The 14,719-nt window shown below is 57.7% G+C and carries 14 protein-coding genes; 11 read left to right on the top strand and 3 right to left on the bottom strand.

The features are described from left to right. Positions 1-103 precede the first annotated feature (103 nt). The 3 genes from ACLI4M_RS22170 to ACLI4M_RS22160 form a co-directional block, all read right to left on the bottom strand. Entirely contained in the window at positions 104-724 is a 621-nt protein-coding gene (locus ACLI4M_RS22170; RefSeq protein ID WP_413449752.1) for an SH3 domain-containing protein, read from the bottom strand. Positions 725-1,110: 386 nt separating this feature from the next. Continuing rightward, positions 1,111-1,380 carry a hypothetical protein gene (locus ACLI4M_RS22165; RefSeq protein WP_166643175.1) on the bottom strand — a complete coding sequence of 90 codons (270 nt, stop codon included), beginning with the start codon at positions 1,378-1,380 and terminating at the stop codon, positions 1,111-1,113. Between the two features lie 15 nt (positions 1,381-1,395). Next, positions 1,396-2,190 (bottom strand): DeoR/GlpR family DNA-binding transcription regulator, encoded by a 795-nt coding sequence (locus ACLI4M_RS22160; protein ID WP_133623467.1) that lies wholly within the window; start codon positions 2,188-2,190, stop codon positions 1,396-1,398. A gap of 378 nt (positions 2,191-2,568) precedes the next feature. Between ACLI4M_RS22160 and ACLI4M_RS22155 the strand changes: the two genes are divergently transcribed. The 11 genes from ACLI4M_RS22155 (at position 2,569) to ACLI4M_RS22105 (ending at position 14,617) form a co-directional block, all read left to right on the top strand. Continuing rightward, on the top strand, positions 2,569-3,372 hold the full coding sequence (locus tag ACLI4M_RS22155; RefSeq protein ID WP_048918595.1) for a transketolase: 804 nt from the start codon (positions 2,569-2,571) through the stop codon (positions 3,370-3,372). A 2-nt stretch (positions 3,373-3,374) separates the two neighbouring features. Then, positions 3,375-4,292, top strand: a complete 918-nt coding sequence (locus tag ACLI4M_RS22150) for a transketolase family protein (protein ID WP_133623468.1) — start codon at positions 3,375-3,377, stop codon at positions 4,290-4,292. A gap of 15 nt (positions 4,293-4,307) precedes the next feature. Then, on the top strand, positions 4,308-5,105 hold the full coding sequence (locus tag ACLI4M_RS22145) for a GolD/DthD family dehydrogenase (RefSeq protein WP_133623469.1): 798 nt from the start codon (positions 4,308-4,310) through the stop codon (positions 5,103-5,105). A gap of 82 nt (positions 5,106-5,187) precedes the next feature. Then, positions 5,188-6,123 (top strand): D-ribose ABC transporter substrate-binding protein, encoded by a 936-nt coding sequence (locus ACLI4M_RS22140; protein ID WP_133623470.1) that lies wholly within the window; start codon positions 5,188-5,190, stop codon positions 6,121-6,123. Between the two features lie 56 nt (positions 6,124-6,179). Further along, entirely contained in the window at positions 6,180-6,791 is a 612-nt protein-coding gene (locus ACLI4M_RS22135; RefSeq protein WP_048918588.1) for a DUF2291 family protein, read from the top strand. A gap of 11 nt (positions 6,792-6,802) precedes the next feature. After that, a complete protein-coding gene (locus tag ACLI4M_RS22130) occupies positions 6,803-8,353 on the top strand; it encodes a sugar ABC transporter ATP-binding protein (protein WP_133625057.1) in 1,551 nt (516 codons plus the stop codon). A gap of 20 nt (positions 8,354-8,373) precedes the next feature. Beyond that, positions 8,374-9,441 carry an ABC transporter permease gene (locus tag ACLI4M_RS22125; RefSeq protein ID WP_062820952.1) on the top strand — a complete coding sequence of 356 codons (1,068 nt, stop codon included), beginning with the start codon at positions 8,374-8,376 and terminating at the stop codon, positions 9,439-9,441. Continuing rightward, positions 9,434-10,948, top strand: a complete 1,515-nt coding sequence (locus ACLI4M_RS22120) for an FGGY family carbohydrate kinase (RefSeq protein WP_133623471.1) — start codon at positions 9,434-9,436, stop codon at positions 10,946-10,948. The genes ACLI4M_RS22125 and ACLI4M_RS22120 overlap by 8 nt, the downstream gene beginning before the upstream one ends. A 225-nt stretch (positions 10,949-11,173) precedes the next feature. Then, entirely contained in the window at positions 11,174-11,971 is a 798-nt protein-coding gene (locus ACLI4M_RS22115; protein WP_133623472.1) for an SDR family oxidoreductase, read from the top strand. Between the two features lie 152 nt (positions 11,972-12,123). Further along, positions 12,124-13,563 (top strand): YchO/YchP family invasin, encoded by a 1,440-nt coding sequence (locus ACLI4M_RS22110; protein WP_133623473.1) that lies wholly within the window; start codon positions 12,124-12,126, stop codon positions 13,561-13,563. Between the two features lie 145 nt (positions 13,564-13,708). Next, a complete protein-coding gene (locus ACLI4M_RS22105) occupies positions 13,709-14,617 on the top strand; it encodes a bestrophin family protein (RefSeq protein ID WP_133623474.1) in 909 nt (302 codons plus the stop codon). Positions 14,618-14,719 lie beyond the last annotated feature (102 nt).

The raw sequence follows: 14,719 nt of genomic DNA, 5'->3' as shown, positions 1-14,719 counted from the left end.
TTAGTCTCGGCTGTGTGCCAGCTGGCAAAAAAAGGGGCTTCACCAGAGGGTGGATGGGACTGTTGCTGCCCTCCCTGGCAGCAGGCTGTAGCGCGCCGGGCGACTATTCCAGGATCCAGGTCGCCGTATCATTATTGCGACAGGCTTTACTCTGTCCGCCCACGTCAACGCAGACTTTTTTATTATTTTTGCTGCGCGGGCGCGGACGATCGCTGCGCAGAGTGGCGTCATACAGCTCACTCTTAACCCCGGCTTTTAGCGGCACGTAGCCAATCAGCTGCGGCAGTGTTTCTTCAGCGGCAGCTGCAGCTGGTGCGGCAGGGGCTTTGGCATCGGCCACGGCATCAGGTTGCGCTTCGGCCTCAGCTTCCGCCTTTGCTTCGGCTTTCTCTGGCACATCGGCAATCGCCAGCCAGCGGTTTTCCACCTCGCCGAGTACGATAAATGGCTTCCCGTTTTCCAGATAACGCACCACTTTGCCGCTGTAATCCGGGCTGGTCATCACGGAAGCATTATAAAGCGCGCGATACTCAGCGTTCACCGGGGTAAATGATTTCGGCGGCAGCACCGCATGACGGTGGCTGAGCTTCACGCCGTCAACTTCACTGGTGACAATCGTATCATCGCCAACAGGCGGCGGAGGTGTTTTGCATCCCGCTAAGGTGAGCACGGCTAACAGGGTAAACGCGATGCTAATTTTCACATTGGTCCTCGTGAATATCATCAAAATATCTGGTTCTTTTCAGGCGCAAAGCTGCGGCGCTGAGCCACCCTAATCGCGTTGGACGGGCTAAAAAAGTCCGGTCAGCGTCAGGTAAAAAATTGCTCGGGTTTACATAAAGATAAATCTGCAATCAGTCTACCTGACGCTTTTGGGAATGGAAACCATTGCGGGGGCGCGGTGAACATGTTACTGCGAACTTTAAGCGTGACAGAGTTTGCCTGAAAGGTGACAAAACGGCAATTTGATTAATGGCAATAACGGATTTATCACCCCTTGAGAGTGCAGGTGCTGGTCTGGCAAGCGCGTTGCTAAACTCTTAAGCTTCAAAGAGTTAAAAGTACTAATTATTTTCCAGCGCAATCAACTGGCGCGCTGGCTTAAAATTTTCAGCAAAATGCCAGAAAGATCTGCTGCCGTGGATAACAGGCTGCACAAAAAACGTGCACTTGTGCCTCAGTGAGGGGCAAAAAGGGCAGGATCGCCCCGGCTTTAAACTGTTTAGTGGCTGAAAAGCGCCAGAAAAGTATCCTGTCGGGGAACTGGCACAGCAGTTGCAACGTCAGAAGTGGGAAGTGGTAAACCCTTACGCATTTGTTTCGCGCAACGTGAAGCGAGTGCTTTGGATTAAGGCGTCCGGCCAGCAGCTGACTCAGCATGGCGGACGCCTTTTTTTATGCTGTTGCCACCAGCACCTTGACGCCCAGCGCTTCGAAAGCCTGCACCGCCTCCGGAGTAATGCCGCTGTCGGTGATCAGGTAGTGGATCTTGCTCCACTCACACGGCAGGGCAAACATCGACACCTTGTCGATTTTACTCGAGTCGGCTACCACATAGATGGTACTGGCGCAGTTGATCATCGCCGTTTTCACCTTGATATCGGTCTCGCTGGGGAAGCTTAAACCGAGGCGCGGTGAAATACAGGCAGTGGCAAGAAACAGCTTCTCGGCCAGCACGTTCTCAAAAAAGCTGGCGGCTTTATCGCCAGAGGTGGAGAGCGTGGGGAATTTAAACGTGCCGCCGGTCAGCAGGATATTGATGCCCGGCTCGCCGCCCAGCTTCAGCGCAATATTCACCGCCGTGGTCACCACCGACAGCCGCCGAATATGGTTCATATGATTGGCAATGGCGGTGGTGGTGGTGCCGGAATCGAAAATCACCGTATCGCCGTTTTCGATATGCTGCGCCGCCAGGCGGCCAATGGCATCTTTGGCATCCAGATGCGTCTGGCGCTCCAGCAGCAGCGCGCCGGTATTCTGCTTACCGGTCATCAGCGTGGCACCGCCGTGATAACGCTGCACATATCCCTCTTTCTGCAACATGCGCAGGTCTGTGCGGATTGTCGCTTCGGTCAAGCCGAAGGTCTCCGTCAGCATTTTCACCGTGACCGTACCGTCCTCACGGATCATTTCGAGGATTTTCTCTCGTCGTTGCTGCATATCAGCCAATTGTTCATTTTTGCTTTTCAAGTGAAACACTCCATTTGCCTGATTACTGGCCTTTTATGCGTGCCAGCCCGACTCTGCGTCAAATAGTAACCCCCGGATGCGCCAATTGCGAGCAGAGCGAAAACCACTATCTATTTTCGAATGAAAGTCCAATCAAGGTCATGCAATTGATTTACTTCACTTTTTATCCATATTGTTTAGCAGTAACACCCATATCAGCAATCTAACCTTAACAAATACAACGGGTTAATAATTTGCGCGGCTTTTGTTTGAATTATGATCTACCCCACAATATGATTACAAACGATAGCGTATATTTTTATTCGAAAACGAGTTTGCCGCAGTTGACTGTCGTATCAGCATGCTATTCAGCGCGGCGCCATTGATGAAGAGGTAATGATGGACTTTCAGGCAATCAAACAGACTGCGCGTCAGGCCCGGCGCTATGTACTGCAAATGAATCATCGGGCAGGTAAAGGTCACACCGGTGCCGATCTCTCTGAGGTGGACATCATCTGTACGCTGTTTATGGCGGTGATGGACCGTAGCAGCGCCCGTCCAGATCAGGACCGCTTCATCCTCTCCAAGGGGCACGGTGCGGGCGGCTTGTACTGCAGCGCTGCGGCGATGGGCCTGCTGGACCCGGCGATCCTCGACCAGTTTATGGGCGACGACACGCTGCTGGCCGGCCACCCTATTCACCAGAAGCTGCCTGAACTGGTGGAAATTAACTCCGGCGGCCTGGGCCACGGCCTGTCTATTGGCGTAGGCCTGGCGCTGGGTAACAAACTTTCTGGCCGTGCCCATCGCCGCGCCTTCGTGCTGCTGGGCGATGGCGAACTGGCGGAAGGATCAAACTGGGAAGCGGCAATGTCAGCCAGCAAGTTCAAGCTGGAAAACCTGATTGCCATCGTTGACCGCAACCGCCTGCAGCTGGCGGGTAAGACCGAAGAGATCATGCCGCTGGAGCCGCTGGCGGACAAATGGCTGGCGTTTGGCTTTGAAGTGCTGGAGTGCGATGGCCACGATCCCCAGGCGATTGCCGCCGCGGTCAATCAGCCGGGCATCGGCAAACCGCGCGTTATTTTGGCCAACACTGAGAAAGGGCACGGCATCTCCTTTATGGCCAACGTCCCCGCCTGGCATCACGCCGTCCCGAACGATGAGCAGCTGGCCCTAGGGTTAGCCGAGCTGGAGGAGTAATCATGCAAGACTTACGCGATGCAGTTATTAATACGCTGGTGGAAGAGCAGAACCGCGGCGCCGATCTCAGCGTGATGGTGGCTGACTCCACCTCAACGTCCAAAATCGCCCCGTTCGAAAAAGCGTTTCCGGACCGGGTGATCAACGTCGGCATTGCCGAGCAGAACATGGTCGGCATGGCCGCCGGTGTGGCGTTGAGTGGCCGCACGGTATTTACCGCCAACGCGGCACCTTTCCTGTTTGCCCGCTCTAACGAGCAGCTGAAAAATGACGTTTGCTACTCCGAAACCAACGTCAAAATGCTCGGCCTGAATGCCGGTTTCGCCTATGGCCCGCTGGGCGCGACGCACCACTGTACTAACGATATCGCCATCGCCCGCTCGATGGGTAATCTGCAAATTTTTGCCCCGGCCGATGCGATTCAGGCCAGCGCGATTGCGCGCCATGCCATCAGCCATAAGGGCCCGGTTTATATCCGCATGGACAGCGACAAAGTGCCGCTGCTGCACGATGAAAGTTACCAGTTTGTTCCCGGTAAGCCGGAAGTGCTCCAGCAGGGCAAAGAGACCGTGGTGTTTTGCATGGGCACGCTGGCACATGAAGCGCTGGCGGCAAAAGATGACAGCATCACCATCGTTTCCCTGCCGTCACTGTGGCCACTGGATACGCATGCCGTGGTTAAGCTGATTGCTGCGCATTCGCAGGTGATCACTATGGAAGAGCACGTGCTGAGCGGCGGCCTGAGCAGCATTATCGGCGAACTGCTGCACCAACACGGCCTGCGTCAGCGCTTTATCCCGCTGGGTATTCCGCCGTATGAATTTACCCACAGCAGCAGCCGCGCTGCGCTGCGCCGCCAGTTCCGCATTGATGCCGACGGGCTGCGCGCCACCTTAGAACAACTTGTCGCCGCCGCATAAGGGAGAAGCAGGAAAATGAGCAACGAATATGACGTGAACCTGCGCTACGGCGTGGACACCAAAGGCGATCTGACCGGTAAAGTGGCGGTGGTGACCGGCGGTCTGGGCGGCATCGCGATGGCCAGTAATCAGATGCTGCTGGAGAAGGGCGCCAGCCTGGCGCTGCTTTATCCGGCCTTTGAGCAGAGTAAAGTCGCCGATATCGCCGGGCAGTTCGCATCGGACCGCGTGCAGTTTGTGCAGTGCGACGTCACCGACCCGCATTCGGTAGAACAGGCGATTGCGCAAGTGGAAGCCCACTACGGCAAGATCGATATTCTGGTGAACTGCGCAGGTTACGTGATGCTGCAACCGGTGCTGGAAACGGACTTCGACGAGTGGCAGAAGCAGGTGGCGGTTAACCTGACCGGGCCGTTCCTCTGCTCGCAGGCGGTGGCAAAACGCATGGTTAAGGCCGGTAACGGCGGCAAGATTATCAATATTGCTTCACAGGCGGCGTCGATCGCTATTGATAACCATGTGGCCTACACCTCGGCAAAAGCCGGTCTGCTCGGCATGACTAAAGTGATGGCGAAAGAGTTCGCGCCTCACAAAATCAACGTGAATACCCTGTCGCCAACCGTGGTGCTGACGCCGATGGGCGAAAAAGCCTGGCGCGGCGAAAAAGGGGAAGCGATGAAGAAACTGATTCCAATGGGACGCTTTGCCTACACGGATGAAATCGCCGCTGCCGTGCTGTTCTTTGCCAGCAACGGTAGCGACATGATCACCGGCGCCGATCTGATGATCGATGGCGGTTTTACAATTTGGTAACACTTAGTCAGTGCTTCGCCCAGACCAGAGAACGTGAGTAAAGATGCTGTACCTACACATAACATTATAAGAGAACATCAATATGAAAATGCGTTTAACTCTGCTTGCCCTTGCAACTGCCTGCGCCTTCTCCCACGCGGCTTCTGCCGCTGAGAAAGGCACTATCATGATCCTCGTTAACTCACTGGATAACCCGTATTACGCCTCGGAAGCCAAGGGTGCCAACCTGAAAGCTCAGGAGCTGGGGTACAAAACCTCGGTGCTGTCGCACGGGGAAGATGTGAAGAAGCAAAGCGAGCTGATTGATGCCGCTATCGGTAAAAAAGTGCAGGGCATTATCCTCGACAACGCCGACTCGACGGCCAGCGTAGCCGCTATCCAGAAAGCCAAGGACGCCGGTATTCCGGTGGTGCTGATTAACCGTGAAATCCCGGTCGACAACGTGGCGCTGGAGCAGATCACCCACAACAACTTCCAGGCGGGTTCTGACGTTGCCAACGTATTCGTGGAGAAAATGGGAGAGAAGGGCAAATATGCCGAGCTGACCTGTAACCTCGCCGACAACAACTGCGTGACCCGTTCCAAATCGTTCCATGAAGTGCTGGATCAGTACCCTGATCTGAAGAGCGTGGCGAAACAGGATGCCAAAGGCACCCTGATCGACGGCAAGCGCATCATGGACAGTATTCTGCAGGCGCACCCGGATGTGAAAGGGGTGATTTGCGGTAACGGTCCGGTGGCGCTGGGGGCGATTGCCGCGCTGAAAGCCGCTGGCCGTAGCGACGTAATTGTTGTCGGCATCGACGGCAGCAACGACGAACGCGAAGCCGTCAAAGCCGGTACGCTGCAGGCCACCGTGATGCTGCAGGCTCAGGCCATTGCGGCCCAGGGCGTGACCGACATCGATAATTTCCTGCAGAAAGGCACCAAACCCGAGAAACAGCGCGTGATGTTCCGCGGCATCCTGATCAACAAGGACAACGCGAACAAAGTGCAGGACTTTAATTTCAAATCCTGAGTTAACGTTTTCATCGAAGTTGCTGCGCCCCTGCGGGGGCGCAAAGGAGAAGAGTTATGTCCAGGCGAGTCTGGCTGGCAATGGCCGCTTTAGCCCTCGGGGGCTGTCGTATTGTGTCGCAGCAGGAGTTGGCCGATTTAAAAAATCCGCCCAACCCGGCAATGGCCAACGTCACCGCGACTTATCAGCAAAAAATTGTGCCGCAGGTACTGAGTGAAGCGAAACCTCTTGGTGAGCTGATGAGCTCGCTGGCGGCGGCGAAAGATTTTGACACGGCGTGTAAAACCCTGGGTTACCGCAGCCAGGATGAGAACCCGTGCATCTTTACGGTAAAAGTGCAGGGCACCGTCAGTAAAGTGAATACCACCTCGCGCAGCGGAAAAATGACGGTGAAAGACCTGAGCGGTCAGGATGTGGTGGTGCAGATTGGCCCGATTATTCGCGGCACCGCACTGCGCGATGTCTATAAAGGCTCCAGCTATCAGGACTTCAACGATCAGGTGCTGTTTGGCGATTACGGTCGCGCCATCAATAACCTCGCCTCTGAAGAGGTGAAAAAACTGCAGCCGAAAGTGGGCGATAAGGTGGAAGTGGACGGCGTCTTCAGCAGCTGGGATGTGCCACAGACCCCACCGGACGTGACACCGGCCCGCGTGGTTCGTCAGTAGAGGAGGTCATGATGGCTGAACATCAGATTGACGTGCTGCCGCACGCGGAACAGCAGTCAGAAGTGATTATTGAAACGCGCAACGTCTCGCGCATCTATCCCGGCGTTACCGCGCTGGACCAGGTCAACTATCGCGTCTATCGCAACAAGGTCAACGTGCTGATCGGCGAGAACGGCGCGGGCAAGTCAACGATGATGAAAATGCTTGCCGGGGTGGAAGTACCCTCCTCCGGCCAGATTTTCCTCGACGGTGAAGCCGTCTCGCTGCACTCGACGCAGCAGGCCGAAAAGCACGGTATCAGCATTATTTTTCAGGAACTGAATCTGTTCCCGAATATGAACGTGATGGACAACATCTTTATCGGTAATGAATTTTTCCAGCGTGGCCGGATTAACGAAAAATATCAGTACCAGCTGGCGAAAGCCCTGCTGGAACGGCTGGAGCTGGATGTCGATCCTTACGCGCCGCTCGGAGAACTGGGCATCGGGCACCAGCAGCTGGTGGAGATTGCGCGTGCGCTGTCGAAAGACACCCGGGTACTGATTATGGACGAGCCGACCTCGGCGCTCAGCCAGTCAGAAGTGAAAGTGCTGTTCAACGTGATTGCCGCTCTCAAGCGGCGCGGCGTCACCATTATCTACATCTCTCACCGCCTGGAAGAGCTGATGGAGATTGGCGATCACATCACTATTTTTCGCGACGGCCGCTTTATAAGCGAGCGTGAAGTGCGCGACGCCAGCGTGCCGTGGATTATCGCCCAGATGGTCGGCGATAAGAAAAAACAGTTTGATTACTCGGCGGCGCAGCAGGGTGAGGTGGTACTGGAGGTGGACGGGCTGACCGCGCTGCGCCAGGACGGCGGCTACAAGCTGAACGAAGTCTCCTTTAATTTGCGCAAGGGTGAAGTGGTGGGCATTTACGGCCTGCTGGGCGCCGGGCGCACCGAGCTGTTTAAAGGGCTGATTGGCCTGATGGGCTGCGAGCACGGCAGTATCAACCTCAACGGCGAGTGCCTCGACAAGCGCGACTTCCAGTACCGCCTGAAAAAAGGCATTGCGCTGGTGCCGGAGGATCGCAAAGGTGAGGGGATGATCGGCATGATGTCGATCAAAACCAATATGACGCTGAGCGACCTCAGCCTGCGCGGTTTTCGCCGGGCGTTGGGCCTGCTGCGCCCGCAGCAGGAGAGCGAAAAAGTGGACGATATGGTGCAGCGCCTGGCGATCAAAGTCAGCGATACCGACCTGCCGATCACCTCGCTGAGCGGTGGCAATCAGCAGAAAGTGGTGCTGGGTAAGGCGCTGATGACCGGCCCGCAGGTGGTGCTGCTGGATGAGCCAACGCGCGGTATCGATGTCGGCGCCAAAACTGACGTCTATCAACTGATTGGCAAAATGGCGCATCAAGGGCTGGCGGTGATGTTCTCCTCGTCCGAACTGGATGAAGTGATGGCGCTGGCCGACCGCATTCTGGTGATGGCCGATGGCCGTATTGCTGCCGACCTGCTGCGTGCTGACGCTACGCGCGAAGGGTTAATTACTGCGTCGACACCGCATGAATAAGCTGGCTTGAGGAAGACAAAATGAATCAGAAATATTTGCTCTATATGTACCTGCTGAAGGCCAGAACCTTTATTGCGTTGCTGATTGTCGTCGGCTTTTTCAGCGTGATGGTGCCGAACTTTCTCACTACGTCTAACCTGCTGATCATGACCCAGCACGTGGCGATCACCGGGCTGCTGGCGATTGGCATGACGCTGGTGATCCTCACCGGCGGGATTGACCTGTCGGTCGGCGCGGTGGCGGGGATCTGCGGCATGGTGGCCGGTGCGCTGCTGACCAACGGCGTGCCGATCTGGGGCGGGCAGGTGCTGTTCCTCAACGTGCCGGAAGTGATCCTTGCGGTGGCCATTTTTGGCATCCTGCTGGGCTTTATTAACGGCGCGGTGATCACCCGTCTCGGCGTGGCGCCGTTTATCTGTACCCTCGGCATGATGTATGTGGCGCGCGGTGCAGCCCTGCTGTTCAACGACGGCAGCACCTACGCGAACCTGGTCGGCGTGCCGCAGCTCGGCAACACCGGCTTCTCGCTGCTCGGGTCCGGCAGCTTCCTTGGGGTCTACTTCCCGATCTGGCTGATGGTCGGTTTCCTGCTGCTCGGTCTGTATATCACGCGTAAAACCCCGCTCGGCCGCTACATCTATGCGGCCGGTGGTAACGAATCGGCGGCGCGCCTGGCGGGTGTGCCGATCGTGAAAGTCAAAGTGTTTGTCTATGCCTTTTCCGGGCTGTGCGCCGCGCTGGTCGGGCTGGTGGTGGCGTCGCAGCTGCAAACCGCGCACCCGATGACCGGCAACATGTTTGAGATGGATGCTATCGGTGCCACGGTGCTGGGTGGAACGGCGCTGGCGGGCGGGCGCGGGCGGGTTTCCGGTTCAATCATCGGCGCGTTCGTTATCGTCTTCCTCGCCGATGGCATGGTGATGATGGGCGTGAGCGACTTCTGGCAGATGGTGATTAAAGGGCTGGTTATCGTGACCGCCGTGGTCATCGACCAGTTCCAGCAGAAGCTGCAAAGCAAAGTGGTGCTGATGCGTCGCCATGAAAAAAAGCAGGCGGCCGCGCCGCTCTCTGAGGTTAGCCATGGCTAGAGCGTTGATTATTGCGCTGGACGAAGGCACCAGCAATGTCAAAGCGGTGGCGATTGATGCCCGCGGCCAGGTGGTGGCGAAAGCCTCGCGCCCGCTGACGGTGGCGACGCCGCAGCCGGGCTGGGTGGAGCAGGACGGCCTCACGCTGCTTAATGCCTCGCTGACGGTGCTGCGCGAAGTGCTGAGTACGGTAGGCCAGGAGAACGTGGCGGCGCTGGCGATCAGCAACCAGCGCGAAACCGCCATCGGCTGGGAGCGCCACAGCGGTAAACCGATTGGCCCGGCGCTGACCTGGCAGTGCTCGCGTTCGGCGGCATTTTGCGAACAGCTGCGTCACGATCGCCAGGAAGTGCTGATCCGCTCCGTCACCGGGCTGCCGGTGGCGCCGCTGTTCTCCGCCTCAAAGATGCGCTGGCTGCTGGATAACGTCAGCGATGGCCATGCCCGTGCGGCGAATGGCGAGCTGTGCCTCGGCACTATTGATGCCTGGCTGCTGTGGAACCTCAGCGGCGGCCGGCAGTTCCGCTGTGATACCTCCAATGCGGCGCGCACCCAGCTGCTGAATCTGCACAGCGGCCATTGGGATGGGGCGATGCTGGCCCTGTTTGGCATTCCGGCGGCGGCGCTGCCGGAGATCTGCCCGTCCGGCAGCCTGTTTGGCGTCACGCACGGGCTGGAAGGGATTGCCGATGGCCTGCCGATTATGGCGATGGTGGGCGATTCTCATGCCGCGCTTTACGGTCACGGCCTGGGCGACCCGGGCGGGGTAAAAGCCACTTACGGCACCGGATCCTCGGTGATGGCGCCGCTCAACACCCCGGACACCAGCATCACCAGCCTGGCGACCACGGTGGCGTGGCACGACGGCGAGCGCCTGGTTTACGGCCTTGAGGGCAATATTCCGCATACCGGCGACGGCGTGGCGTGGATGGCACAGGCCACCGGGTTAACCGACGGTAAGGGGCAGGTGCTGGCGCGGGCGCTGCACGAACTGCCGGCCAGCATCGATTCCACGCTGGGCGTCTATTTCGTCCCGGCGCTGACCGGTACCGGTGCGCCGTGGTGGGATGACCAGGCGCGCGGCATGATCTGCGGTTTAAGCCGTGGCGTGACGCCAGCGCACCTGATCCGCGCCGCGCTGGAGGCGATCGCCTATCAGATTGCCGATGTGATTGCGGCGATGCGTCAGCACCCGGGTTTCCGCCTGGAGCGACTGATGGTTGACGGCGGGCCGACGCAAAACCCGTGGCTGATGCAGTTTCAGGCCGACCTGCTGGGCTGCCCGGTGGCGCGCAGCAGCACGCCCGAGCTGTCGGCGCTGGGTGCCGGGCTGCTGGCACGGCGCACGCTCGGTCAGCTCAACGACAGTCAGCTGCGCGAAATGATGCCGCAGCATGACCTGTGGCAGCCCGACGCCGAACGGCATCAGCGCTGCCAGCAGAGCTGGCTGGGCTGGCAGGATGCGGTGAAACGCACGCTGTGGCAGCCGGGCAATAACCGGAATTAATTGCCAATACCCGTAGGGGTCGGGCATGCCCGACCCGCCTGGCCGCGACGAATACCACCGGGCGAAGCATGCCTCGCCCCTACAAAAATACGAGCACATTGCCAAATTCCGGGTGGGGCAAGCATGCCTCGCCCCTACAAAAATACGTGCACATTGCCAATACCCGTAGGGGGCGGGCATGCCCGACCCGCCGGTCAACGACGAATATTGCAACAGGAGCAGCAGATGAAGCGAGATTTTAGTGGAAAAACCGTGGTGATTACCGGGGCCTGTCGTGGTATCGGTGCCGGCATTGCGGAACGTTTTGCCCGTGATGGCGCGAACCTGGTGATGGTATCTAACGCCGAACGCGTATTTGCCACCGCCGAAAAATTGAAAGCGGCGCACAGCAGCGAGATTCTGGCACTGCAGGTCGATGTGACCGATGAAGAGCAGGTGCAGGGGCTTTACCGCCAGGCCAACGAACGTTTTGGCAGCATCGACGTCTCGATTCAAAATGCCGGGGTGATTACTATCGACACCTTCGACAAAATGCCGAAAAGTGACTTCGATAAAATTCTGGCGGTTAACACCACCGGCGTCTGGCTGTGCTGCCGTGAAGCGGCAAAATACATGGTTAAACAGCAGTCGGGCAGCCTGATCAACACCTCCTCAGGACAGGGCCGCCAGGGGTTTATCTATACGCCGCACTACGCCGCCAGCAAAATGGGAGTGATCGGTATCACCCAGAGCCTCTCGCAGGAGCTGGCACGTTACAACGTCACGGTTAATGCCTTCTGTCCGGGAATTATTGAGAGTGAAATGTGGGACTACAACGATCGCGTGTGGGGTGAGATCCTCAGCAGCGACAGTAAAAAATACGGCAAGGGTGAGCTGATGGCTGAATGGGTGGAAGGCATTCCGCTGAAGCGCGCCGGGCAGCCACAGGACGTCGCGGGGCTGGTGGCATTCCTCGCTTCTGACGATGCGCGTTACATTACCGGGCAGACCATTAACGTTGACGGTGGCCTGATTATGTCCTGAGGTAGACCCTTGACGTTTTTTACCGCGGGCGCGACGGTTTAAGCTCCGGGCGTGCCCGATAATCCGACCTTCCCGCGAATATGTGTTAAGGTTAGTTTTATTGATTTGTGAATCAGATCTCACTTTTTATAAAACTACACTGCTTCGAGGTTATGACCAGATTTAAACACCCATTCCCCCTTTCAGCGCTGTTCATCACCCTTGCGGTCAGCGGTTTGCCGCTGTGCCCGGCGTATGCCTTTGACGCTTCTGACCGCGTTGCCGATGCCCCGTTTGACGATCCCGCCCGCTTTAGCCAGCTCCAGCAGCAATTGCCTGAGTTGGGCAGTACCGACAGCAGTGGCGAGCTGGCGAAAAAAATCGCCACGGCAGCGAAAACGATTGGCGAAGCCAGTATGAACAGCGACAGCGATAAGTCGCTGCGTGAACAGGCGGGGATCTGGGCGTTCAACCGCTTCCGCGATGCGGCCAGCGAGCGCGTCGCCAGCGAGGGCGAACAGCTGCTGTCCCCCTACGGGCGCGCCACGGTATCGCTTAACGTTGATGCGGAAGGGAGCTTTAACGGCACCTCGGCGCAGCTGCTGACGCCGTGGCAGGATAACTACCAGTATCTCACCTTTAGCCAGCTGGGCGTTGAGCAGACGGAATATGGCACGGTGGGCAATGCCGGTCTCGGTCAGCGCTGGATCGCCGGCAGCTGGCGACTTGGCTATAACGCCTTTGTCGACGATCTCATCGACTCCAGCCAGCAGCGCGGTTCGCTGGGGGCCGAGGCCTGGGGCGAGTATTTACGCTTCTCCGCCAACTACTACCAGCCGCTCTCCGGCTGGCGCAACCGCAGCAGTACCAGCCAGATGCGCATGGCGCGCGGTTACGATATTACTACCCGCGGCTACCTGCCGTTTTACCGCCAGCTGGGCGTCTCGCTCAGCTATGAGCAGTACCTTGGCCAGAACGTTGACCTGTTTAACAGCGGCACCCAGATGACCAATCCTGCGGCGGTCTCGTTCGGCGTCAATTACACCCCGGTGCCGCTGTTCACCCTCAGCGCGCAGCATAAAGAGGGCGACGGCGGCGAGTCGCAGGATCAGTTCGCCCTGAAGATGAACTACCGCATCGGCGTGGCGCTGAGTAAACAGCTATCGGCAGATAACGTCGCGGCGGCGCAGTCGCTGAGCGGCAGCCGCTATGACAGCGTCGATCGCAATAATTCCCCGGTGATGGCCTTCCGCCAGCGTAAAACCCTGTCGGTGTTCCTTGCCACGCCGCCGTGGCAGGTGCAGCCGGGCGAAACCCTGCCGCTCAAGCTGCAGGTGCGCAACAGCAATGCGATTAAAGCGGTCAGCTGGCAGGGGGATACCCAGGCCCTGAGCCTGACGCCACCGGCCAGCAATGCCAGTACCCAGGGCTGGAGCATCATTATTCCCGCGTGGGATAGCAGCGAAGGGGCCAGCAATGAATATCATCTGTCGGTGACGCTGGAGGACAGCAGGCAACAGCGCGTTACCTCGAACTGGATCACCCTCAAGCTGGCACCTCCCGTGACGCTACAGGCTCCGGATAACGGCGATTTCAACCTGATGGCACCCTGAAAACAGGGGAATGTTCTGGCCGCTGAGAGGGTGATTTTTGTCAATATGCGGCCAGCAAATATATGTGATTAAACTCACAAAATATCACTTCTCAGGCGCGAGATTTTTCCGCACAATCGCGAAAAATCCCACTCATCCTCACATCATGATCATCCGCCCAACAAATAGTCACTGGTTTGTCCGCCTGTTCGCCTGGCACGGTTCGGTATTACCTGGCATCTGGTTCCGCCTGTCGCTGAATCTGCTGATGTCGATCATCGCGATTTACTGTCTCGACTGGTATGAAACCCTGGGGATTAAGCTGACGCTGGCCCCGTTCAGCCTGCTCGGGGTGTCGATTGCGGTGTTTCTTGGCTTTCGCAACAGCGTCTGCTTTGGTCGCTTTATCGAGGCGCGCATGTTCTGGGGCAACTTACTGATTGCCTGCCGCACGCTGCAGCGGCTGGCGCAGGCCATTTCCCCCGCAGAAGCGCCGCGCGTGATGGCGCTGCTGCTGGCATTTTGCTACAGCCTGAAGCACCAGCTGCGCCGCACCGATGCCCATGCGGACCTGCGCCGCTATCTGGGTGATGAAGCCGATGAAATCTTAACGCGCCGCGCGCCGACTAACTTTATTGAGCTGCAGCTGTCGAACTGGCTGGCGGAACAGCGACGTCGTGGCAATATTTCCGATATTCTCTACCAGCATATGGACAGCAATATTAACCAGCTGTCGCAGGTGCTGGGCGGCTGCGAGCGGCTGGCGAGCATGCCGGTGCCCTTTGCCTACGGCCTGCTGCTGCACCGCACGGTCTACCTGTTCTGTACGCTGCTGCCGTTCGCGCTGGTGCCGGACCTGCATTACATGACGCCGCTGGTGTCGGTGTTTATCTCCTATACCTTCCTGTCGCTGGACACGCTGGCAGAGGAGCTGGAGATGCCGTTTGGACTTGCCAAAAACCATCTGCCGCTGGATGCCATGTGTATCAATATTGAGATCAACCTGCGCGAGATGAGTCTGGAAACCGAACTGCCCGATACCCCGGTGCCGGATAAACACTATCGCCTGACGTAATGATTGTTTAATGCTGAATAGCCCTTTAGCGACTGCGACGTTGACTGTCTGTTGATGATTGCGGTCGTTAAATCATCGGGTGTAGATATTTAGCATTTTTAC

The sequence above is a fragment of the Erwinia sp. LJJL01 genome, from assembly GCF_047300805.2.
Lineage (GTDB): Bacteria > Pseudomonadota > Gammaproteobacteria > Enterobacterales > Enterobacteriaceae > Erwinia > Erwinia aphidicola.
Note: the sequence above shows the minus strand (reverse complement) of the source record. Positions and strands in the feature narration are given on the sequence as shown.

Coding starts and splice junctions, on each gene's coding strand:
- ACLI4M_RS22170 (WP_413449752.1), bottom strand. CDS start 724: ATGATATTCACGAGGACCAATGTGAAAATTAGCATCGCGTTTACCCTG.
- ACLI4M_RS22165 (WP_166643175.1), bottom strand. CDS start 1,380: ATGCTGAGTCAGCTGCTGGCCGGACGCCTTAATCCAAAGCACTCGCTT.
- ACLI4M_RS22155 (WP_048918595.1), top strand. CDS start 2,569: ATGGACTTTCAGGCAATCAAACAGACTGCGCGTCAGGCCCGGCGCTAT.
- ACLI4M_RS22150 (WP_133623468.1), top strand. CDS start 3,375: ATGCAAGACTTACGCGATGCAGTTATTAATACGCTGGTGGAAGAGCAG.
- ACLI4M_RS22145 (WP_133623469.1), top strand. CDS start 4,308: ATGAGCAACGAATATGACGTGAACCTGCGCTACGGCGTGGACACCAAA.
- ACLI4M_RS22140 (WP_133623470.1), top strand. CDS start 5,188: ATGAAAATGCGTTTAACTCTGCTTGCCCTTGCAACTGCCTGCGCCTTC.
- ACLI4M_RS22135 (WP_048918588.1), top strand. CDS start 6,180: ATGTCCAGGCGAGTCTGGCTGGCAATGGCCGCTTTAGCCCTCGGGGGC.
- ACLI4M_RS22130 (WP_133625057.1), top strand. CDS start 6,803: ATGGCTGAACATCAGATTGACGTGCTGCCGCACGCGGAACAGCAGTCA.
- ACLI4M_RS22125 (WP_062820952.1), top strand. CDS start 8,374: ATGAATCAGAAATATTTGCTCTATATGTACCTGCTGAAGGCCAGAACC.
- ACLI4M_RS22120 (WP_133623471.1), top strand. CDS start 9,434: ATGGCTAGAGCGTTGATTATTGCGCTGGACGAAGGCACCAGCAATGTC.
- ACLI4M_RS22115 (WP_133623472.1), top strand. CDS start 11,174: ATGAAGCGAGATTTTAGTGGAAAAACCGTGGTGATTACCGGGGCCTGT.
- ACLI4M_RS22110 (WP_133623473.1), top strand. CDS start 12,124: ATGACCAGATTTAAACACCCATTCCCCCTTTCAGCGCTGTTCATCACC.
- ACLI4M_RS22105 (WP_133623474.1), top strand. CDS start 13,709: ATGATCATCCGCCCAACAAATAGTCACTGGTTTGTCCGCCTGTTCGCC.